Below are 20264 nucleotides of genomic sequence, written 5' to 3' on the forward strand. Positions count from 1 at the left end.
GCCCGTGGTCGTCGGCAGGCGCGGCATGCTGGAGGGCGTGGACTTCCCCGTGGGAAAGGATCTTTCGATGGACCAGCAGGGCCAGCAGGACGCGCAGGGTGGGCCGGACGACCGTTTCGACGTCGTCGTACTCGGCGCCGGCCCCGGCGGCTACGTCGCCGCCATCCGTGCCGCCCAACTCGGCAAGCGGGTCGCGGTGATCGAGGAGAAGTACTGGGGCGGTGTCTGTCTGAACGTGGGCTGCATCCCGACCAAGGCCCTGTTGCGCAACGCCGAGTTGGCGCACATCTTCACCCGCGAGGCGAAGACCTTCGGCATCAAGGTCGAGGGGGAGGTCTCCTTCGACTACGGCGAGGCGTTCCGCCGTAGCCGCCGGGTCGCGGACGGCCGGGTCAAGGGCGTCCACTATCTGATGAAGAAGAACAAGATCACGGAGATCGACGGCCGCGGCACCTTCCTCGACCCGCACACCCTCCAAGTGGCGGGCTACGACGGCGAGTTCCGCACGATCGGCTTCGAGCACTGCATCATCGCGACCGGCGCCACCCCCCGGCTGCTGCCCGGCACCAAGCGCACCGCGCGCGTGGTGACCTACGAGGAGCAGATCCTCGCCGACGACCTGCCGCGCTCGATCGTCATCGCGGGCGCCGGCGCGATCGGCATCGAGTTCGCGTACGTGCTGCACAACTACGGCGTGAAGGTCACGATCGTCGAGTTCCTGGACCGGGTCGCACCCCTGGAGGACATCGAGGTCTCCACCGAACTCGCCAAGCAGTACCGCAAGTTGGGCATCGACGTCCTCACCTCCACCCGCGTCGAGTCGATCGACGAGTCCGGCCCGCAGGTCCGCGTCACGGTCACCGGAAAGGACGGCACCCAGCAAGTCCTCGAAGCCGACAAGGTGTTGCAGGCCATCGGCTTCGCGCCGAACGTCACCGGCTACGGCCTGGAGAACACCGGCGTACGGCTGACCGAGCGCGGCGCGATCGACGTCGACGGCCGCTGCCGTACGTCCGTCCCGCACCTGTACGCCATCGGCGACGTCACCGCGAAGCTGATGCTCGCGCACGCCGCCGAGGCGATGGGCGTGATCGCCGCCGAGACCCTCGCGGACGCGGAGACGATGGAGCTGGACTACGCGATGATCCCGCGCGCCACCTACTGCCAGCCGCAGATCGCCAGCTTCGGCTACACCGAGGCGCAGGCACGGGAGTTGGGCCACGACGTCAAGGTCGCGAAGTTCCCGTTCACCGCGAACGGCAAGTCGCACGGCCTCGGCGACACCACCGGATTCGTGAAGCTGATCAGCGACGCGAAGTACGGCGAACTCCTCGGCGGCCACCTCATCGGCCCCGACGTCACCGAACTCCTCCCCGAACTCACCCTGGCCCAGCAGTGGGACCTCACCGTCCACGAGGTCGCCCGCAATGTGCACGCCCACCCGACCCTGGGCGAGGCGGTGAAGGAAGCGGTGCACGGCCTCGCCGGACACATGATCAACATGTGACGCCCGGCCCGGCCCGGCCCGCCGCCCGACTCACCACCCCTCCGGGGACTTTGCCAGCTCTTTACAACCCGCCCGCCCGCTGCCTCGTCTCTCCGCTCGATCAACTGCCCGTCCCGCCGCCGGTCCTGCCCACGGAACCGGCGGCGCGGCCGACGAGAGAGAGCGATTCATGCGCCGAACTGTCCTCAGCGCCTTGGCACTTACCTGCGGCGCGGTCCTGGCGAGCGCCGCGCCCGCGTTCGCGGACGGGGCCTCCGCGGCCCCGACCCGCACCCCGTCCGCCTCGCCGTCCACGGCGCCGAGCGCCACCGCGGCCCCCACCCGGGACGCGAGCACCGCGCCCAGCGCCGAACCGTCCGCCGAGCCCACCCGGGCCCCGAGCCAGGTCGCCGCGGTCCCCGTCGGTGCCCCCGACACCGGTGTCGTGCCGGCGGCGAAGTCGTCCGGCGGCATGTCGACCACGCTGATCGGCGGGGGAGCCGCCGCACTGGTCGCCGGCGGCGGCGCCTTCGTCGTCGTACGGCGTCGGAGGACGACCGGCGTATGACCTCGCTCTCCAGGCGCGCCTTCGTCACCGCGGCGACGGCATCGCTGCTCGCCGGCTGCGGCGGCGGTCACACGACCACCCCGGCCGCGAACTCCGCTCCCCAGCAGGGGAGTTCATCGCAAGGGAGTTCAACGCGGGGGAGTTCGACGCCGTCCGCGAAGGCCGGTGCCGACACAGCGCACGCCCTCGCCCGCTCCGTCCCGGTCACCCTGCGCGTCCCGGCGATCGGGGTCGACACCCCGGTCATGCAACTGGGGCTGGCCGCGGACGGCACCGTGCAGGTGCCGCCGATCACGGCACACGACCGGGCGGGCTGGTACCGGCACTCGCCGACGCCCGGCCAGACCGGACCGTCGGTGATCCTCGGGCATGTGACCGTCGGCGCGTACGGGGACGGCGTCTTCCGGCACCTCGCGCACCTGCGCAAGGGCGACCGGATCGAGGCGGGCCTGGAGAACGGCACGACGGCCACGTTCACCGTCACCACCGTACGGACGGTCGCCAAGGCCGACTTCCCGTCGGACGAGGTGTACGGGAACGTGGCCCACCCCGAACTGCGTCTCATCACCTGCGGCGGGACCCGCACCGGAACGGGATACCTCGACAACGTGATCGTCTTCGCCACGCTGACCGGCTGAATTCCCGTACCCCGTAGCCACTTTGCACGTCACGACCATGGAGAGCGTTGAAACGGTCCCGCGAGAGGGCAGCGTCCGAACTGTTCGCCGCCGTCTATCCGCGCCTCGCCGGCTGGTGCCGCCGTCTCGTCGACGACGACGAGACGGCCCACGAGATCGCCTCCGAGGCGTTCACCCGGCTCTGGGCGCGCTGGACGAAGGTGGCGGAACCGCGCGGCTTCCTCTACGTCACCGCGGCCAACCTCGTCCGGGACCACTGGCGCAAAATGGAGCGTGAACGCCGGGCGGTCCGCCGCGCCACCACGGAGGAGGCGATCCGGCCGCCGACCGAACAGACCGATCCGTCCGTACGGCTGCTCGTGCAGTCGCTGCCCGAACGACTGCGCGTCCCGATCCTCCTGCACTACTACGCCGACATGCCGATCCGGGAGGTGTCCGTGCTGACCGGACGCAAGGAAGGAACCGTCAAGGCCGACCTCCACGCGGCCCGCGAACTGCTCCGCGCCCACCTGAGGAGAAGCCTTGACCACACACTTTGACGAGGGAGACGGGGAACCGGGCCGCGACCTCGACGACCCCCTCACGGTCATCCTGCGCCCCTCCTCCGCCGAGTACCTCGGCCCGCCCCACGGCCGCTACGAGTCGATTCGCCGCGGCGCGAACCGCCGCCGCCTGCTCCGCGCGACGGTCGGCGCCGGCGCGACCTGCGCGGTACTCGTCCTCGCCGCCCTCCCCTTCCGCCTGGCCCACCACGACGCACCCGCGACCCCCACGGTCCCCCTCGCCCCACCCCCCGCGAGCAGCGGTCCTACGACCCCGCCCGCCCCGTCCCCGACGAAGACCCCCAGCCCCGCCGCGAGCCCGGGGTCCCCGGACAGCTCCCGGGACCCGAGCCGCGCGAGCGCCCCCACCACGGAACCGTCCCAGGCCCCCACGGCATCGGCGTCGGCGGCCTCACCGGCGTCCCGAACCGTCGCCCCCTCGGCCGTACCGACCCGCACGCGGTAACTCCCGCGCCACAGGGGTAATTGCAGCCAATCCTGTCGCGCATCTTGCCGACAATATTGCCAAGCGATTACACAAGTGGGTCATGGGAAGGACGATCACACTCCGCAGCAGAGTCCGCACCATCCTGGCGACCGCGAGCGTGCTCGGCCTCGGGCTGTTGTCCCCGATCGCCGTACACGCACTGAAGTCCCCTCCCGCACAAGGGAGTTCGGAACGCACGCCCCTGGTGGTGGCCACCACCGCCGGCAAGCTCAAGGGTCAGGCCCAGACGGGCTACGACGCCTGGCTCGGCATCCCCTACGCCGCCACCCCCACCGCAGCCGACCGCTGGACGGCCCCTCGATCCGCCCCCTCCTGGACCGGCATCCGCGATGCCTCCCGTTTCGGCGACCGCTGCGCCCAGCCCTCCGGCTGGGACCCCGGCTACGAGAAGGCGATCACCACCGAGGACTGCCTCGCCCTCAACGTCTATGCCCCGCAAGGGAGTAGAGCGGACGCCCCGGTCGTGGTCTGGATCCACGGCGGCGGCTTCTTCGGCGGCGCCGGCCAGGACACCGATCCGCGCAAGTTCGTCCAGCAGACCGGCGCGGTCGTCGTCACCGTCAACTACCGCCTGGGCCCGCTCGGTTACCTGAACCTCCCCGAACTGCGCGCCGAGAACGCCGACGGGGCCGGAAACTACGGCCTGTTGGACCAGCAGGCGGCGCTGCGCTGGGTGCGGTCCAACATCGGGCACTTCGGCGGCGACGCCGGGAACGTCACCATCGCCGGCCAGTCCGCGGGCGGCAGTTCGGTCTGCGACCAGCTCGCCTCGCCCACCGCCAAGGGCCTGTTCGCCCGCGCGGTCGTCATGAGCGGCGGTTGCACCCTCCAGTCGGCGGCGGCCGGTGAGACGCAGAGCCGGGCCTTCGTCAAGGAGATCGGCTGCGCCACCGCCCCCGACGTCCTGGCCTGTCTGCGCACCGCACCCGCCGCCGCGATCGTCGCCGCCCAACTGAAGGCCCCGGTCCGCCCGTCCCTCGGCGGCGCCGCCTTCCCGACCGACCCGGCAACGGCCGTACAGACCGGCGCCTTCACCAAAGTCCCGGTCATGCTGGGCCAGACCAACAGCGAACGCGGCCTGTTCACCTTCCAGAACTACGACTACCTCGGCACACCGATGACCGCCGACCAGTACACCCAGGCGGTGAGGTCGACGTACGGCACGAACGCGGCCGAGGTCCTCGCCGAGTACCCGCTCACGGCCTACCCCACCCCGGGCCAGGCCTGGACGGCGGTCCAGAACGGCTCCACGTCCTACGACCGCCAACAGTTGATGGCACGGCTGTCGCGATGGGTGCCGACGTACGCCTACGAGTTCGCGGAGAGCGACACCCCGCACTTCACCTCGATCTTCCGCCTCCAGCAACAGAGCGCCACGGCACGGGACTTCCCCTTCGGCGGCGCCATCCACGTCGACGACCTCGGCTACCTCTGGGACTACCTCGGCCAGACCTTGCCGTACGACGACGACCAACTGGAGCTGTCCCGCCAGATGATCGCCTTCTGGGACCACTTCACCACGACCGGCGACCCGAACGGCTCCGGCACCCCGACCTGGCCGAAGTACCGCACCCAGACAGGGGAGTTGATGTCCCTGAAGGCCTGCGACACCGCCCCGTCGGGCGACCGGCCGCCGGCCGCCTGCTCCAAGGCCACGCGTGACTTCGCCCAGGAACACGACCTGGACTTCTGGCAGAGCCTGGGTTCGGCGTGAGGGCACCAACTCGTCGTGGGGCGAGGCGGTTTCGCCACCTCCTCGCCCTGCTCGCCGCACTTCTCCTGACCGTGGGCGGCAGTACGGCCGCCGCCCACGGCTCCGCCACGCGCCCCCTCTCACCGCAGGTGACCCACACCCGCACCGCCCCCACCGGCTACCAGGTCACCTTCCGCTACCGGGACCCCAGGGCCACCCGTGTCCAGATCAAGGGCGAGTGGTACTTCGCGAACCCCTACGAACTCTCCGCCCTCTCCAGCCCCGAGGGCGGCACCGTCGAGACACCGGGGACAACGCCCGCGCACTGGCGGCCCGGTGACATCCCGATCGCGTACCCCAACTCCCCGGCCGCCAACTGGCCGGTGGTGGACATGAAGAGAGGCCCCGACGGAGTGTGGACGTACACCACACCCCTCCCGTCCGGCGTCTTCACCTACTCGTTCTACGTCGACTGCGCGGACGCGACCCAGACCGGCTGTACCGCACACTCCGACCCTGCCAACCCGCCCTGGAACGAGCACGACGGCAAGGCGACCGGCACGGTCGAGGCCACCAGCCAGGTGTACGTCCCCGCCGACCCCACCTTCGACACGGTCGACTACGCCTGGCAGGGCCCGAGTCGAACCCACGGCACGCTGACCCACGTCACCTACCGGTCCCCGACCTCGCTCACCCCACCCGGTGAGAACCACCTCTCCGTCTACACCCCGCCCGGCTACGACCCGCACCGCGCGCGGCCGTACCCGACGCTCTACCTCTTCAGCGGCGACGGCACCGAGATGGACTGGAGCACCCAGGGCGACGCGGGCAACATCCTCGACCACCTGATCTCCACCGGCCAGATCCAGCCGATGGTCGTGGTGATGCCCAACACGGCGGGCTACCCGGACTCGACGGGCTACGCGTCGTTCGACGCCAACCTGCTCAACACCCTTGTTCCGTACGTCGAGTCGCACTACCGCGTGTCCACGGAAGCGCCCCGCCGCGCCGCCGCCGGCCTCGGCTACGGCGCCTCGCTCACCAACTCGCTGCTCTTCGAGCACACCACCGCCTTCGGCTCGTACGGCGCGATGAGCCCCGGCCTGCGCGGCAACTACACCCTCCCGACCGCGCTCACCGCCGAACAGACCACCGAACTCCGGCAGGTGAGGATCTTCGTCGGCGGCGGTTGGCAGGACCCCAGCCACTACTACCACGCGAGCGAGACCGCCCTGCTGAACAGGGCGGGCGTCCCCACGATCCCCGGATTCGTCAACGGCGGCCACAACTGGTTCGCATGGCGCTTCGACCTCAAGGACTTCCTGACCCGCACGGCCTTCTTCCCGCAGGTCGCGGGCTGAGCCGGAGGCAGCAATCGATGCCGTTGCGCACGTCCCGTGGAACCGCGTCCGGCCCGGTGGGGAAGAGCCGGCGCCGCTACGGCTTGTCCAGGACGCGGCCGACAGCAGCGGCCGTCTCCCGCACGGCGGCACCCAGTCGGTCGTACGGCGTACTCGTGGCCGCCGTGACCGACACGGCCGCCACCGTGACGCCACCCCTCAACACCGGTGCCGCCACGGACAGTTCGCCCAGCCGGTACTCCTCGTGCGCGGCGGCGAGTCCCGTCGCGCGGACACGCGCCAGTTGGGTGCCGAGGATGCCCGGCGCGGTGAGCGTGTGCGGGGTGTGGCGTTCGACGGTGGCCGGCGGGCCATGTCCGTGGGCCAGCAGCACCTTGCCCGCGGCCGTCGCGTACAGCGGGAGCCGTTCACCGCTGACCAGGCACAACGCCGTACCCTCCGCCGGAACGGCGACGTCCGCGTGCCCTCCCGTACGCGCGGACAGGATACGGAGCGCGGGCAGCGCCGCGTCCAGCAGCCCACGAGGGCAGGGTGCCGCCGCACCGAGCGCCCGGATACGGGTGCCCAGACGATAGGAGCCGTCGCCCGCGCGCTCCAGCCCGCCCCACGTCACCAGCTCCCGCACCATCCGCAGCGCGGTGGGCACCGGCAGCCCTGTCCGCCGTGCGATGTCCGTCAGCCGCAGGGTGTCCGGTGCGCCGACGAAGGCGTCCAGCACTGAGAAGACCCGCCCCGCCACGCTCTCGGCCATGGATCCCCGATCCTCCATCCCGACTTTCATCCAGTGAAAGCCGGACGTTGTCGCCGCCCGGCACGTCCCGCGAAGGTCAACGCATGACTCTCGACCTCTCTTCCGACGAGCTTCTGTCCACCACCCGGGCCGTCCGTCACCGTCTCGATCTCACCCGACCCGTACCCCGTGAACTCCTCGAGGAATGCGTCGACCTGGCGGTCCAGGCACCGACCGGACGCAACCGCCAGCGCTGGCACTTCGTCATCGTCACCGACCCGCGGCGGCGGGCCGCCCTCGCCGAGGTGTGGCGCGCCGGGGTGAGTACGCCGGGTGTCTCCGACCCCGTCCCGGAGCGCGACGTCCGCCGGACCGACGTCGCGCGCATGGAGCGGGTGTACTCCGGCGCCGCCCACCTCTACGAACACATCCGCGAGGTCCCGGCGATCGTCGTTCCGTGCGTGGAGGGCCGCACCGACGACGCACCCGTGCTCCGGCAGGCGGGCACCTGGGGATCCATCCTCCCGGCCGTGTGGAGCTTCATGCTCGCCGCCCGCGCCCGGGGCCTCGGAAGCTGCTGGACCACGGGCAACCTCGTCCACGAGAAGGAGGCGGCCCGCGTCCTCGGCATCCCCTACGACGACGTGATGCAGGCGGCGTTCATCCCCGTCGCGTACACCCTCGGCACGGATTTCCGCCCGGCCCGCCGTGTCCCTCGCGAGGAGGTGCTGCACTGGGACGCGTGGTGACGCGGCGGAGACGGCTTTCCGCAACTGTTTTGAACGTGTTCAATTCTCGACGTAAGCTGCCACCATGAACGACAGAGCCGCCCTCCTGAAGGGCATCCGCGCCTGGCTGGTCCTGTTCGTCGTCTGTCTGGTGCTCAGCGGCGCCACCGCCTTCCCGCTGGTCCACGAACTCCGCTGGACCGAGGACGTGTTGAGGTCCCTGTCCGTACCGCACTACCTGCCCACCCTGATGGACTGGATCGTGCAGGTGCGGCAGGGACTCGACACCGCCGACACCGACTACCCCTTCCTCCTCTACGGCACGGACTGGCTCGCCTTCGCCCACCTCGTCATCGCGGTCGCCTTCTACGGCCCCTACCGCGACCCGGTCCGCAACATCTGGGTCGTCGAGTTCGGGATGATCGCCTGCGCCGGGATCATCCCGCTGGCCCTGATCTGCGGGCCGATCCGCGGGATTCCCTTCTGGTGGACGGTGATCGACATGTCCTTCGGCGTCATCGGGATCGTCCCGCTGTACGTCGTACGGAGGAAGATCAAGCGTCTGGAGGCCGTGACACTCGCGGCAACTCCCGCCCCCGCCCTGGCTACTTGAGCGCCGCCAGCGCGATCCGTTCCGCGACCGCGTTCATCGCCTCGCCCTTCGCGTCCGTCGAGCCGACCGAGTAGACGAGGGTGCGGGACAGGTCGCGGGTGGCGGCGACGGCCGTGCTGTAGCCGTACCGGGCACCGGACTTGATCCAGTACACCGTCCCGCCGTACTCGAACCGCTGGAGCCCCGCGCTGTAACTCGCGCCCTCGATGCCCGCCGGGACGGTGAACATCTCCCGCAACTGCGGACCCGGCACGATCCGCCCCCGGAACAGCGCCGTGATCAGCCGCTCCAGGTCGGCGGTGGTCGAGATCATGTCGCCGGCCGCCCACCGGTCCGCCTGGTTCCAGTCGGTGACGTCCACGAACTCCGTTGTGCCGTCGGCCTGTCGGACCGCCTGGTAGCCGTGGTTGTGCGGGCCCAGGATGCGCGGGTCGGTGCCGGGGAAGTACGTGTCCCGCATGCCCGCCGGGCGCAGCACGAGCCGGGTGGCCTCCGCGGCGTACGAGTGTCCCGTCACCTTCTCGATCAGCAGGCCGAGGACCGTGTAGTTGATGTTGAGGTAGTCCTGCCGCTCACCCGGCCGGAACTCCGGCCCCTTCGCCACCGCCGACGCGACGACCTGCCGGGGCGTCAGCGTGTCGAAGCGGTGCGCGTACTGGTCCTCGAAGGCGTCCCCGAAACCGTCACCGGCCTGGATGCCACTCGTGTGGTTCAGCAACTGCCGTACGGAGATGGGCTCGAAGGCCCTTGTGAGCAGCCCCGGAAGGTAGCGCTGGATGGGCCTGTCCAGGTCGACCTTCCCCTGTGCGGCGAGCCGCAGCACGGTCGCCGCGGTCACGACCTTCGTCGTCGAACCGGCCCGGAAACGGGCGTCGGGATCGGCGGCGGTACCGCTCTCCAGATCGTGCACGCCCGCGCTGCCGCGCCAGGATCCGTCGGTGCCTCCCACCCGTACGAGAGCCGCCGTCGCGTCGGCGTCCGGCAGCCCGGCGAGCGCGGCGCGCAGTGCGGTGGCGTCCGGCGCGGTCGTCGGCCGCGTGGTGGCCGCCGGGGACGCGGCGAACGCGGGGGCCGCCAACGGCCCTGCGGCAAGGGCGAGTACGAGGGAGGCGGTGAGGACGGCGGTGGTGCGGTGGCGAGGGCGCATCGGCTGCTCCTGCTGGGATCTCCGGCTGTTGTCGGTGATCAGCCTCGTCTTCTGCGTCCGTCCGCGGATCGTCGGTGAGGAGGGGGCCGTCCCTGACATCGCCCCGGCCAACTCCCTTACAGAACAAGGGGTTTGCGGGGGTTGCCCCCTACGGGGCCCAACTCGGCGCCGCGCCCGGCGAGTTGCATCCGGTGCGTTGCACTCGCCGGCGAAAAATTGTTATCGCGGAACCCTTCACCCCGTCTCCCTCTGCGTCCGCAGTCCCCTCACGCACCGGAGCCACCCACATGGCCACCAGCGCCCGCAAGCCCCTCAACAAGCACCGCCTCACCCGCCGGGGCCTCTTCACCCTCGGCGGTGGAGTCGCGGCGGCGGGAGTCGTCGGCGGCGGGATCGCCGCGTTCTCGGGAGGTGGGGCCAACGCCGCGCAGACCGGTACCGCCACCGCCATCGGCACCCCCACCGCCAGGCCGGAGGCCCTCGCCCACCCGGGCATGCTGCACAACGCGGGCGACCTGAACCGCGCCAAGGTCCGCGTCGCCGCCCGCAAGGACCCCTGGCTGAAGGGCTGGACGCGGCTCACCGACAACAGGCACTCCGCGAGCACCTGGCAGCCCCGCCCGCAGGCCGTCGTCGTCCGCGGCGGCACCGGCCAGAACTACGTCACCCTGTACAACGACATCCACGCCGCCTACCAGAACGCCCTGCGCTGGAAGATCGGCGGCACCAAGGCCAACGGCGACACCGCCGTCGCCATCCTCAACGCCTGGTCGGCCACGCTCACTTCGGTCAACGGCAACGCCGACCGCTTCCTGGCCTCCGGCATCTACGGCTACCAGTTCGCCAACGCCGCCGAACTCGTCCGCGACCACCCGGACTTCGAGTTCGCCCGCTTCAAGAAGATGCTGCGCACGGTCTTCCGCCCCATGAACATCGATTTCCTGACGAACCACAACACCGCCAACATCACCAACTACTGGGCGAACTGGGACCTGTGCAACGTCGCCTCCCTCATGGCGACCGGCATCCTGTGCGACAACCGCGCCGACTTCCAGCGCGCGGTCACCTACATGAAGTCCGGTGCGGGCAACGGCTCGCTCAAGCACGCCATCCCCTTCGTCTACGGCGGCCAGGACCTCGCCCAGTGGCAGGAGAGCGGCCGCGACCAGGGCCACACCATGATGGGCATGGGCCTCATGGGCGCGATCTGCGAGATGGCCTGGAACCAGGGCGTCGACCTCTACGGCTACCTCGACAACCGGTTCATGATGGCCGCCGAGTACGTCGCCAAGTACAACCTCGGCGCGGCCGTGCCCTTCACGACGTACGGCTGGCGCAGCGGTCAGGGCAACGGCAAGTACATGGAACAGCCTGTGATCTCCGACATAGCCCGGGGCGCCGTTCGCCCTGTTTGGGAGATTCTGTACAACCACTACGCCCGCCGGCGGCGCCTCTCCACCCCGTTCATCGGCCTCATGGCTGAGAAGGTGCGTGCGGAGGGCGGTGGCGGCGACTACGGCCCGAACAGCGGCGGTTTCGATCAACTGGGCTTCGGCACGCTGCTGTACAGCAAGTGACGTCGGGGCGGACCGGGTGAGGTCGGGAAGGGCGGGGAGCGACGTGGACGGGCGGCAGTGGGGCTCCACCATCGCGGCGGCGCAGGCCGGTGACCGGCGGGCGCTGGACGAACTGGTCGCGGGCTGGCTGCCGTTGGTCTACAACGTGGTCGGCCGCGCCCTCAACGGGCATGCCGACGTGGACGACGTGGTCCAGGAGACGATGCTGCGCGCCGTCGACCACCTCGGCTCGCTCCGCGACCCCGACAGCTTCCGGTCCTGGCTGGTGGCGATCGCCATGCGCCAGATCCGGGACCGGGCGCGCCGTCGCAAGTCCCCCGACCAACTCCCGGACGGGCTACCGGGGGACGCCGCCGACTTCGCCGAACTCACCGTCCTGCGGCTCCAGTTGGAGGGCCAGCGGCGCGAGGTCGCGGAGGCGGTGCGCTGGCTCGACGACGAGGACCGCCAACTCCTCTCCCTGTGGTGGCTGGAGGTCGCCGGCGAACTCACCCGCCGCGAACTGGCGTCGGCGGTCGGCATCAGCCGCCAGCACGCCGCGGTCCGCGTCCAGCGGATGAAGGAACGCCTGGAGACCGCCCGGGGCATCGTCCGCGCCCTCGACGGCGCGTGCCCCGACCTCCGCGAGGTCACCACCCGCTGGGACGGCCGCCAGGACTCGGTCTGGCGCAAACGCCTGGCCCGACACCTACGAGGCTGCACCTACTGCGGCGACCCCCGTGAATCCGTCGTCCCCGCGGAACGCCTCCTGGTCGGCATCGCCCTGGTCCCCCTCCCGATCGGCTTCACGCTGTCACTGGCGTTCGGCGCGAAGGGGGCGGCGGTTGCGGCGGGGTTGGCGGGTGCGGCCGGGGCAGCTTTCGCGACGGGGGCGGGCGGGGCAGGCGGTACGGCGGGGGCCTCGGGCGTCGCGGGGGCGGCAGGTTCCGTAGGGGCAGCGGGTTCGGCGGCTGCGGCGCATGCTGCCGGGGCCGTGGGTTCGGCGGGGTTTGCGGGGGCTTCGGGTTCGGCAGGCGCGGCGGGGGCGGCCGGTGCTGCGGGCGCGGCGGGCACTACGGGCGCTACGGGATTTGCCGGGGCCGCAGGAACTGCGGGTTCGGCCGGTAGCACGGGTGTCGCAGGGTCCGCCGGGGTCGCGGGTTCGGCGGGTGCGGTGCACGCGGCAGGGGCCGTAGGTTCGGCCGGGGGCGCGGGAGTTTCGGGTGTCGCGGGCTCCGCCGGGGCCGTAGGTTCGACGGGGGTTGCCGGAGGGGCCGGTGCCGCGGGCTCCGGCGGGATCGCCGGTTCGGCCGGTGCGCCCGTCGGGTGGTCGGCCAAGTTGCTCGGGGTGTTGACCAAGCCCGCCGTCGCCGTGGCGGCCGGTGCCACGATCGCCGCCGGTGGCGTGTACGTCGTCACCCACTCCCCGGACGACCCACCCCCCAAGGCCCTCACCCCCTCGGCGACGGCGGGTACCTTCCTCACCCCGTCCGCCGGCGCGGTGACCTCGCCGTCCTCGCCTACTCCCACCCCCACCCCCTCCCCGTCGAAGACGACGGCCACCACCACTCCCTACGGCTCGGTCGTCGACACGGTGGACCGCGCCCCGGACCCCGGCACCCCGCCCGCCGCGCTCCCGCACCGCCCGGCCGCCGGCCTCACCAGCACCGGCGGCGCGCACGCCACCATGAACCACCGCGGTGACAACGTGACGCTCAGCGGCCAGGGTTACGTCCTCGTCCGCTGGCAGATCTCACCGCAGTACCGCAGCGGCGCGCTGGTCATGCCGAGTTGGACCGCCCTCAAGGGCAAGCTCTTCCACGTGGCCTCGGGCGGCGGCCGTCGTATGGACGACCCCGTCAGCACCACCGACTCCACCGCCACCGGCATGGGCAACAAGACCACCGGCTACGACGTCCTCCCCACCGGCACCCAACAGATGTGGCAGAACGAGTACTTCTACGTCGACGGCAGCGTCACCCTCACCGTCAACGAACGCGGCGCCGACTACGGCCTGAACGTCTTCCCCACCACCTGGGACGCCGTGGAGCAGGACATCACCACCGGCCCCGCCCAGGGCGCGACCCGCTACGGCCTCACCCGGGACACCGGCAAGGACAACACCCCGATCCCCCAGTACGTCACCCGCGCCACCCCGGCCGACCCGGCGACGGTGGCTCAGGGCTCCAAGGTCTGACCGTCCCGCGCGGCGGCGTCCTGGGTGAAGTCGTCCTGCGCCGCCATGACTTCGTCCCCGTGCTCGAAGGCCCACGCCCCGAACGCGTCGACGGGGTCGAGCAACGTCCGCCCCAGCGCGGTGAGTCCGTACTCCACGCGCGGCGGCGACCCACCGTAGGACCGCCGCGCCACCAGCCCGTTGAACTCCAGCCGCCGCAGCGTCTCGGTCAGCACCTTCTGACTGATCCCGCCGATCCGCCCACGCAACTCACCCGGCCGCCGCGGACCGTGCCGCAACGCCCACAGCACCACACAGTTCCAGGTGTTGCCCAACAGGTCGAAGGCGAGCCGGGCCCGGCAGTCGGCGAGAAACACGGGATCGGAAGTCACGCACCACATGGTGCCCGAGCCGCTTCCTACTGTCGTGCCATGCGGATGCGGATAGGAATTCTCGGTACCGGCGGCATGGCGGACGCGCTGGGTACGCAGTGGATCAGGGCCGGACACGAAGTGCTCTTCGGCGGACGGGACTTGGGGCGGGCGGAGGCGCTCGCGCGGCGCAGGGGCGGAACGTCCGGCAGCCTCCACCAGGCCGCGGACTTCGGCACCGACGCCGTACTGATGGCACTGCCGTGGCGGGCGGCAGTCGAAGTGGCCCGCGAACTCCCGCTCGCCGGACGCGTGTTGATCGACTGCACGAACCCCGTCGGCGAAGGCTTCCGCCTGCTCACCGCGGGCGCCCCCTCCGCCGCCGAACAACTCGCCACCGCCGCCGGCCCCGAGGCGCACGTCGTCAAGGCGTTCAACCTCTGCCACGAGGACGTCTGGCGCCTGACACCCCCGGTGTTCGACGGCCGCCCCCTCGGCGTCCCTCTGAGCGGAGACGACACCGAAGCCCTCACGGTCGTACGGCAGTTGGTCCGGGACGTGGGCTGTGAGCCGTTCGCGGCGGGGGAGTTGGACCAGGGCGCGGGGCTGCTGGAGGCGACCGCCGCGCTGCTGATCCGGCTGTGGGTCGGGGAGGGGGTGGACGCTCAATCCATCGCCCCGCCCAGGGAGTTGGCGGGGCCGCGTGCCGAGGCCGCCCTCAGCCCTGGCCCTGCTTCCTGAGTCCGCACAGGACACCGACGCGGTTGGTGGTGATCGAGTCGACGCCCATGTCCAGGAGCCGGCGCATCGAGCGACGGGTGTCGGGGGTCCAGACGGAGAGGAGGTAGCCCTCGCGGTGGACGTGTGCGGCGAGGTCCCGGTCCACCAGTGTGAAGCGGTAGTTGAGCCAGCGCGGCCGTACCGCTTCGAGCACGGCGGGGCGCGGGGGCGCGAGCGAGGTCCAGGTCAGGGCGATCTCGGCGGACGGGTCGGCCGCGCGGACGGCGAGCATGGCGTCGGCGCCCGCGCAGTAGTACACCCGGTCGTCCGCCCCGTACTCGCGGATCACGTCCACGATCCGGCGTACGGCCCGCGGGTCGGCGGGCCCGGGCAGATCGACCATCACCCGGCTGCCCTCGGTCGCGGCCAGCGCCTCCACCAGCGTCGGCACCGTGTCGCCCGTGAGCCCGCGCACCTCGTCCAGCGACAGCGACTTCAGCGGCCGGTCCACTTCCCACAGCCGGGTCAGCGTCTCGTCGTGCAGCAGCACGGGGACGCCGTCACGGGTCAGCCGTACGTCGAACTCGACGGCGTCCGCGCCCTGGTCGAGCGCGGAACGCAGCGAGTCGGTGGTGTTCTCGCGGACACGGTAGGGGTCGCCGCGATGGCCCACGGCGGTCACGTTCTGCATGGGCCCATTCTGCTGGTTGCCAGGGGGCCCTTGGTGTCAGGGGGCGAGCCACGCCGAGGTGTAGGTGTCGATCTCGTCGTTGACGCGGGCCTTGCCCGCCGGGTCGAGGAAGGAGGCCGTCACGGCGTTCTTCGCGAGGTCGGCGACACCGCGTTCGTCGAGGTCGAGGAGGCGGGCGGCGACCGCGTACTCGTTGTTGAGGTCGGTGCCGAACATCGGCGGGTCGTCGGAGTTGATCGTGACGAGGATCCCGGCCCGGACGAACTCCTTGATCGGGTGCTCGTCGAGCGTGCGGACCGCGCGGGTGGCGATGTTGGAGGTCGGGCAGACCTCCAGCGCGATGCCGTGCTCGGCGAGATGGGCGAGCAGCTTCGGGTCCTGGGCGGAGGTGGTGCCGTGTCCGATGCGCTCGGCGCGCAGGTCGTTCAGGGCGTCCCAGACCGTCTCGGGGCCCGTGGTCTCACCGGCGTGCGGCACGGAGCGCAGACCCGCGGCGATGGCCCGGTCGAAGTACGGCTTGAACTGCGGCCGGGGCACCCCGATCTCCGGCCCGCCGAGCCCGAACGACACCAGCCCCTCGGGCCGCAGCCGGTCGTCGGTGGCCATCCGCACGGTCTCCTCGGCGGACACGAGCCCCGCCTCACCGGGAATGTCGAAGCACCACCGCAGTACGGTCCCGAAGTCCGCCTCGGCCGCCTTGCGGGCGTCCTCGATCGCGTCCATGAAGGCCCGCTCGTCGATCCCGCGCCGGGTCGACGAGAACGGCGTGATGGTCAACTCGGCGTACCGCACCTGCTGCCGGGCCATGTCCCGGGCGACCTCGTACGTCAGCAGCCGTACGTCCTCCGGCGTGCGGATCAGATCCACCACCGACAGATACACGTCGATGAAGTGGGCGAAGTCCGTGAAGCTGAAGTAGTCGACCAGGGCCTCGGGGTCCGTGGGCACCTTGGAGTCGGAGTGCCGGGCGGCCAGCTCCGAGACGATCCGCGGGGAGGCGGAGCCGACGTGATGGACATGCAGTTCGGCCTTCGGCAGACCGGCGATAAAGGCATGCAGGTCACGGGCCTGACCGCCGGCGATGACGGCACTGTGGTCGGACAAGGTTCCTCCCCGGAACGGCGTCCCGGGCAGTACCGGGCGGGACGCGGGTGATCGGCTGATCGATGACTCGGGATCATCGTAGGCCGGGGTGGGGGGTACGGCGGGTGGGGGTCGGTGGGGGGCGGTCAGGGCGGCCGGGGCAACGGGGTCGGCCGGCCCGGAACCGGTGGTGTCGATGCCGACGTCATCCGTGACAGCCCGCGTGACAGCCCGCGTGACGGCACCGTCACCGGGACGCTTTAGCATGGTCGCTCTGACGATGGACCAACGGGGACGGGGACGGGGAAGCGACGTGGGGGACCAGACACAGCCGGACGCCGGAGCAGGCGCGGGCGCGAACAGCGACCCGTGGGCACCGCCGGAGAGCAGGACATCGCTGGAGAAGGGCGCCCCGGCACCCGCCCCCGGCAACCAGCCCCACCCGCAGGACCAGCCCCCGCACCCCGCGGGGCAGCCGCCGCAGGCACAGTCGCCGTCCCTGCACAGCCAGGCCACCGTGACCTCCATGCCGGCCGACGGCTTCGCCGCCCCCGGCTCCGGCGCACCCGCCCCCGGCACCCCTCCCGGCGCCCCCGGCTACGGTCCCCCCGGCACACCCCCGGGCCTGCCGTCCTACGGCGCTCCCGGCTACGCCCAGCCCAACACCCCCGGCGGCTACGCCCAACCCGGCCCCGGCGCACCCGGCGGCTACGGCTACCCCGGTTACCCGCAGGGCTACGGCTGGCCCGGTATGCCGATGGCCCCGCAGAACGGCATGGGCACCGCGGCGATGGTGCTGGGCATCCTGTCCTGCTGCCTGTTCTGCATCTACGGCATCGTCTCCCTGGGCCTCGGCATCACCGCGATCATCCTCGGCGTCAAGGGCAAGAAGAGGGCCGACCGGGGCGAGGCCACGAACCGCAGTCAGGCCCAGGCCGGGCTGATCACGGGGATCATCGGAACCGTCTTCGGCGTCGTCACGATCACCCTGATGATCATCTTCATCGCGTTCGCGGTGAAACACGGCGACGACACCGACACCACGGACTCCGACCCCTTCTACAACTCCGCCCCCAGCCTGACGGCACCCCTCCTGCCCCAGGGCGCATAGCCGAGCCCGGTGCCGACCGCCGGGCGAGGAACGCCGTGGTGCGGGAGAGGTGCCGGCTGACGGACCCGGTGCCGGGCGTGAGCGCATCGCGTGATCGCCGTCGGTCGGTCGGTGGTGTCCAGCAGCACGTGTGACTCCCGGCCCGCGCCCGGGGTTGCCCGGCTCAGCCCTCCCGCAGTCGCTCCCGCGCCGCCATCAAGGCGAACCCCAGCAGATTCGGCCCCCGCCACCGCTCGGGATCCTCCGCCGCCGCGTCGTCCGCGGCCAGACCGATGCCCCACACCCGGTCCACCGGACTCGCCTCCACCAGCACTCGCTCGCCCGTGCCCAGCAGGAACGCCCGCAGTTCCTCATCCGCGGCGAACTTGTGGACGCTCCCCTCGACGACGATCCCGAACCGCTCCCGCGTCCAGATCTCCTCGTCGAAGCCGCGCACCAGCCGCCCCGCCTTCTTGGCCTGGGACGGATGCCCCGCCGCCAGCACCCGCGCGAGCGCCTCCGCGTCGCCGAACAGCCGCGCCTTGCCCGCCATCATCCAGTGCTCGGCGGTCCCATACGTCACCCCGTCCACCGTGAACGGCGACGGCCACCACTGGCTCAGACAGCTCGCGCCCACGCGTCCGTCCGGGCGCGGCCGGTGGCCCCAGAAGTGCAGGTACTTGACCCTGGCCCCGGTGCGCACTTCCCTGATCAGGGCTTCCTGCGAATCGATCTTTTCCGCGGCCCCCGCCGCGAGCTTCCCCGTGATCTTGTCCATACACGCGAGTCTTGCAGGCACCACTGACACTCCGTCCCCCCTTTTCCGTACGGACTCGACACCTGGTCGAAGGATTCCGTCGCGTAACCAAAAGGCAACAACGGAATCACTTGTTGGAGTCCCTTTGCTCTGTCAGGATCGGCATTCAAATCGAGCTGGAGCTACGCCACCCGCCAGCGGACGAAGCGGGGCGAAGGCGGAGGAGAGCGACATGCACAACCCGGGCAGTGCCACCCCGGACCGATTCCCCGCTCAGGAGTACTTCGCGGACGGCGCGCAGTTCATCGCGGGCCGCCTGACGAAGGGCACCTCGGGCCGTACCCACGCGGTCGTCGACCCGGCGACCGGCGAGGACGTGTACACGTACGAGCTGGCCGGTACGGCCGACGTGGACGCGGCCGTGGCCGCCGCCCGCGCCGCCTTCCCGGGCTGGTCGGGCGCCACGCCCGGCGAGCGCTCCGACGCGCTGCACCGCTTCGCCGCCGTGCTCGCCGAGCGCGCGGACGACTTCGCCCGCGCCGAGTCCCTCCAGTGCGGCAAGCCCCTCAAGCTGACCCGCGAGTTCGACATCCCCGGGACCATCGACAACACGGCCTTCTTCGCCGGTGCCGCACGGCACCTTCAGGGGCAGTCCGCCGGTGAGTACTCGGGCGACCACACGTCGTACGTTCGCCGTGAACCCATCGGTGTCGTCGGCTCCATCGCGCCCTGGAACTATCCCCTCCAGATGGCCGCCTGGAAGATCCTCCCGGCGATCGCCGCGGGCAACACGATCGTGCTGAAGCCCGCCGAGCTGACCCCGCTCACCTCGCTGATGTTCGCGCAGGCCGCCACCGAGGCCGGCATCCCGGACGGTGTCATCAACATCATCACCGGCTCGGGGAAAGAGGCCGGTGAGCATCTCGTCGGTCATCCCGACGTGGCCATGACCTCCTTCACCGGCTCCACCGCCGTCGGCAAGCGCGTCGCCGAGATCGCGACCGCCACCGTCAAGCGCATCCACCTGGAGCTCGGCGGCAAGGCACCCTTCGTGGTCTTCGACGACGCCGACCTCGAAGCCGCCGTCAACGGAGCCGTCGCCGGTTCGCTCATCAACACCGGGCAGGACTGCACGGCCGCCACGCGCGCGTACGTGCAAAGGCCCCTCTACGACGCGTTCGTCCAGAAGACGGCCGCCCTCATGGCGAGCGTCCGGGTCGGCGACCCCTTCGCCCCGGGCACCGACCTCGGGCCGCTGATCTCGCACGTCCAGCGCGACCGCGTCGCCGCCTTCGTCGACCGGGCGCGTGGCTACGCGCGCGTGGTGACCGGTGGCGAGGCTCCTCAGGGAGATCTCAAGAACGGCGCGTACTATCGCCCCACCCTGGTCGCGGACGCCGCCCAGGACAGCGAGATCGTGCAGTCGGAACTCTTCGGCCCGGTGCTCGTCGTGCTCCCCTTCGACACCGACGACGAAGGCATCGCGCTCGCCAACGACACCCCGTACGGACTGGCGGCCTCCGCGTGGAGCCGGGACGTCTACCGGGCCAATCGCGCGACCCGCGAGATCAAGGCCGGCTGTGTGTGGATCAACGACCACATCCCGATCATCAGCGAGATGCCCCACGGCGGCTACAAGGCGTCCGGCTTCGGCAAGGACATGTCCGCCTACTCGTTCGAGGAGTACACCCAGATCAAGCACGTCATGTTCGACAACACGGCGGTGGCCCGCAAGGACTGGCACCGCACGATCTTCGGGGACCGATAGCAGAACTGACGGCCGCGCCGACCGCGGCCGCCTCCTCC

General features: G+C 71.2%; 19 protein-coding genes and 1 pseudogene. 14 read left to right on the forward strand and 6 right to left on the reverse strand.

Going from position 1 to position 20264, the window contains the following annotated elements; translation table 11 throughout:
- Positions 1-67 precede the first annotated feature (67 nt).
- The 7 genes from lpdA to OG223_RS37740 all read left to right on the forward strand — a co-directional run bounded on the left by lpdA (position 68) and on the right by OG223_RS37740 (position 6796).
- Positions 68-1507 (forward strand): dihydrolipoyl dehydrogenase, encoded by a 1440-nt coding sequence (gene lpdA, locus OG223_RS37710; protein WP_329265686.1) that lies wholly within the window; start codon positions 68-70, stop codon positions 1505-1507.
- Between the two features lie 169 nt (positions 1508-1676).
- Positions 1677-2054 carry a sortase-dependent protein gene (locus tag OG223_RS37715; protein ID WP_329258619.1) on the forward strand — a complete coding sequence of 126 codons (378 nt, stop codon included), beginning with the start codon at positions 1677-1679 and terminating at the stop codon, positions 2052-2054.
- Positions 2051-2692 carry a class F sortase gene (locus OG223_RS37720; RefSeq protein ID WP_329258621.1) on the forward strand — a complete coding sequence of 214 codons (642 nt, stop codon included), beginning with the start codon at positions 2051-2053 and terminating at the stop codon, positions 2690-2692. The genes OG223_RS37715 and OG223_RS37720 overlap by 4 nt, the downstream gene beginning before the upstream one ends.
- A gap of 47 nt (positions 2693-2739) precedes the next feature.
- On the forward strand, positions 2740-3231 hold the full coding sequence (locus OG223_RS37725) for an RNA polymerase sigma factor (RefSeq protein ID WP_329258624.1): 492 nt from the start codon (positions 2740-2742) through the stop codon (positions 3229-3231).
- Complete coding sequence (locus OG223_RS37730; protein ID WP_329258627.1) at positions 3215-3700, forward strand: hypothetical protein; 486 nt, start codon at positions 3215-3217, stop codon at positions 3698-3700. The genes OG223_RS37725 and OG223_RS37730 overlap by 17 nt, the downstream gene beginning before the upstream one ends.
- An 82-nt stretch (positions 3701-3782) precedes the next feature.
- A complete protein-coding gene (locus tag OG223_RS37735) occupies positions 3783-5456 on the forward strand; it encodes a carboxylesterase/lipase family protein (protein WP_329258630.1) in 1674 nt (557 codons plus the stop codon).
- Positions 5453-6796 (forward strand): alpha/beta hydrolase-fold protein, encoded by a 1344-nt coding sequence (locus tag OG223_RS37740; protein ID WP_329258633.1) that lies wholly within the window; start codon positions 5453-5455, stop codon positions 6794-6796. Before OG223_RS37735 ends, OG223_RS37740 begins: the two co-directional genes overlap by 4 nt.
- Before the next feature lie 76 nt (positions 6797-6872).
- On the opposite strand, the gene OG223_RS37745 is transcribed toward OG223_RS37740, so the two are convergent.
- On the reverse strand, positions 6873-7547 hold the full coding sequence (locus tag OG223_RS37745) for an IclR family transcriptional regulator (RefSeq protein ID WP_329258635.1): 675 nt from the start codon (positions 7545-7547) through the stop codon (positions 6873-6875).
- 83 nt (positions 7548-7630) lie between these two features.
- On the opposite strand from OG223_RS37745, the gene OG223_RS37750 reads away from it, so the two are divergent.
- Both OG223_RS37750 and OG223_RS37755 read left to right on the forward strand, forming a co-directional pair.
- Positions 7631-8275, forward strand: a complete 645-nt coding sequence (locus OG223_RS37750) for a nitroreductase family protein (RefSeq protein ID WP_329258638.1) — start codon at positions 7631-7633, stop codon at positions 8273-8275.
- Between the two features lie 64 nt (positions 8276-8339).
- Entirely contained in the window at positions 8340-8867 is a 528-nt protein-coding gene (locus OG223_RS37755) for a hypothetical protein (protein ID WP_329258643.1), read from the forward strand.
- Here OG223_RS37755 and OG223_RS37760 read toward each other — a convergent pair.
- Complete coding sequence (locus OG223_RS37760; protein ID WP_329258647.1) at positions 8860-10014, reverse strand: serine hydrolase domain-containing protein; 1155 nt, start codon at positions 10012-10014, stop codon at positions 8860-8862. The two genes, OG223_RS37755 and OG223_RS37760, sit on opposite strands and share 8 nt — an antisense overlap.
- 287 nt (positions 10015-10301) lie before the next feature.
- On the opposite strand from OG223_RS37760, the gene OG223_RS37765 reads away from it, so the two are divergent.
- The gene (locus OG223_RS37765; protein ID WP_329258650.1) at positions 10302-11591 is read left to right on the forward strand and encodes an alginate lyase family protein; all 1290 of its coding nucleotides are present in this window, start codon (positions 10302-10304) and stop codon (positions 11589-11591) included.
- A 43-nt stretch (positions 11592-11634) separates the two neighbouring features.
- Positions 11635-13767: an RNA polymerase sigma factor gene (locus tag OG223_RS37770; protein WP_329258653.1), complete on the forward strand. Its 2133-nt coding sequence runs from the start codon at positions 11635-11637 to the stop codon at positions 13765-13767.
- Here OG223_RS37770 and OG223_RS37775 read toward each other — a convergent pair.
- Positions 13749-14138, reverse strand: a complete 390-nt coding sequence (locus tag OG223_RS37775) for a winged helix-turn-helix transcriptional regulator (protein WP_329258655.1) — start codon at positions 14136-14138, stop codon at positions 13749-13751. The two genes, OG223_RS37770 and OG223_RS37775, sit on opposite strands and share 19 nt — an antisense overlap.
- 45 nt (positions 14139-14183) lie before the next feature.
- Here OG223_RS37775 and OG223_RS37780 point away from each other — a divergent pair, with 45 nt between their 5' ends.
- Complete coding sequence (locus tag OG223_RS37780) at positions 14184-14858, forward strand: NADPH-dependent F420 reductase (protein WP_329265688.1); 675 nt, start codon at positions 14184-14186, stop codon at positions 14856-14858.
- On the opposite strand, the gene OG223_RS37785 is transcribed toward OG223_RS37780, so the two are convergent.
- Positions 14836-15528 carry a glycerophosphodiester phosphodiesterase gene (locus tag OG223_RS37785; protein WP_329258658.1) on the reverse strand — a complete coding sequence of 231 codons (693 nt, stop codon included), beginning with the start codon at positions 15526-15528 and terminating at the stop codon, positions 14836-14838. The genes OG223_RS37780 and OG223_RS37785 overlap by 23 nt on opposite strands.
- Before the next feature lie 36 nt (positions 15529-15564).
- Positions 15565-16709, reverse strand: a pseudogene (locus tag OG223_RS37790) (adenosine deaminase).
- A 215-nt stretch (positions 16710-16924) separates the two neighbouring features.
- Here OG223_RS37790 and OG223_RS37795 point away from each other — a divergent pair.
- Positions 16925-17722 carry a DUF4190 domain-containing protein gene (locus OG223_RS37795; protein ID WP_329258661.1) on the forward strand — a complete coding sequence of 266 codons (798 nt, stop codon included), beginning with the start codon at positions 16925-16927 and terminating at the stop codon, positions 17720-17722.
- Positions 17723-17885: 163 nt separating this feature from the next.
- Here the strand turns inward: OG223_RS37795 and OG223_RS37800 are convergent, their stop codons facing one another.
- Entirely contained in the window at positions 17886-18479 is a 594-nt protein-coding gene (locus tag OG223_RS37800; protein WP_329258664.1) for an NADAR family protein, read from the reverse strand.
- Positions 18480-18690: 211 nt separating this feature from the next.
- Here OG223_RS37800 and OG223_RS37805 point away from each other — a divergent pair, with 211 nt between their 5' ends.
- Complete coding sequence (locus OG223_RS37805) at positions 18691-20226, forward strand: gamma-aminobutyraldehyde dehydrogenase (RefSeq protein ID WP_329258666.1); 1536 nt, start codon at positions 18691-18693, stop codon at positions 20224-20226.
- The last annotated feature ends 38 nt before the right edge of the window (positions 20227-20264 follow it).

It is taken from the genome of Streptomyces sp. NBC_01478, from assembly GCF_036227225.1.
Lineage (GTDB): Bacteria > Actinomycetota > Actinomycetes > Streptomycetales > Streptomycetaceae > Streptomyces.

What these genes read in the sequence shown, in the direction of transcription:
- OG223_RS37745 (WP_329258635.1), bottom strand. Translation starts at nt 7,547, where the DNA reads ATGGCCGAGAGCGTGGCGGGGCGGGTCTTCTCAGTGCTGGACGCCTTC.
- OG223_RS37760 (WP_329258647.1), bottom strand. Translation starts at nt 10,014, where the DNA reads ATGCGCCCTCGCCACCGCACCACCGCCGTCCTCACCGCCTCCCTCGTA.
- OG223_RS37765 (WP_329258650.1), top strand. Translation starts at nt 10,302, where the DNA reads ATGGCCACCAGCGCCCGCAAGCCCCTCAACAAGCACCGCCTCACCCGC.
- OG223_RS37780 (WP_329265688.1), top strand. Translation starts at nt 14,184, where the DNA reads ATGCGGATAGGAATTCTCGGTACCGGCGGCATGGCGGACGCGCTGGGT.
- OG223_RS37750 (WP_329258638.1), top strand. Translation starts at nt 7,631, where the DNA reads ATGACTCTCGACCTCTCTTCCGACGAGCTTCTGTCCACCACCCGGGCC.
- OG223_RS37735 (WP_329258630.1), top strand. Translation starts at nt 3,783, where the DNA reads ATGGGAAGGACGATCACACTCCGCAGCAGAGTCCGCACCATCCTGGCG.
- lpdA (WP_329265686.1), top strand. Translation starts at nt 68, where the DNA reads ATGGACCAGCAGGGCCAGCAGGACGCGCAGGGTGGGCCGGACGACCGT.
- OG223_RS37800 (WP_329258664.1), bottom strand. Translation starts at nt 18,479, where the DNA reads ATGGACAAGATCACGGGGAAGCTCGCGGCGGGGGCCGCGGAAAAGATC.
- OG223_RS37755 (WP_329258643.1), top strand. Translation starts at nt 8,340, where the DNA reads ATGAACGACAGAGCCGCCCTCCTGAAGGGCATCCGCGCCTGGCTGGTC.
- OG223_RS37720 (WP_329258621.1), top strand. Translation starts at nt 2,051, where the DNA reads ATGACCTCGCTCTCCAGGCGCGCCTTCGTCACCGCGGCGACGGCATCG.
- OG223_RS37805 (WP_329258666.1), top strand. Translation starts at nt 18,691, where the DNA reads ATGCACAACCCGGGCAGTGCCACCCCGGACCGATTCCCCGCTCAGGAG.
- OG223_RS37715 (WP_329258619.1), top strand. Translation starts at nt 1,677, where the DNA reads ATGCGCCGAACTGTCCTCAGCGCCTTGGCACTTACCTGCGGCGCGGTC.
- OG223_RS37785 (WP_329258658.1), bottom strand. Translation starts at nt 15,528, where the DNA reads ATGCAGAACGTGACCGCCGTGGGCCATCGCGGCGACCCCTACCGTGTC.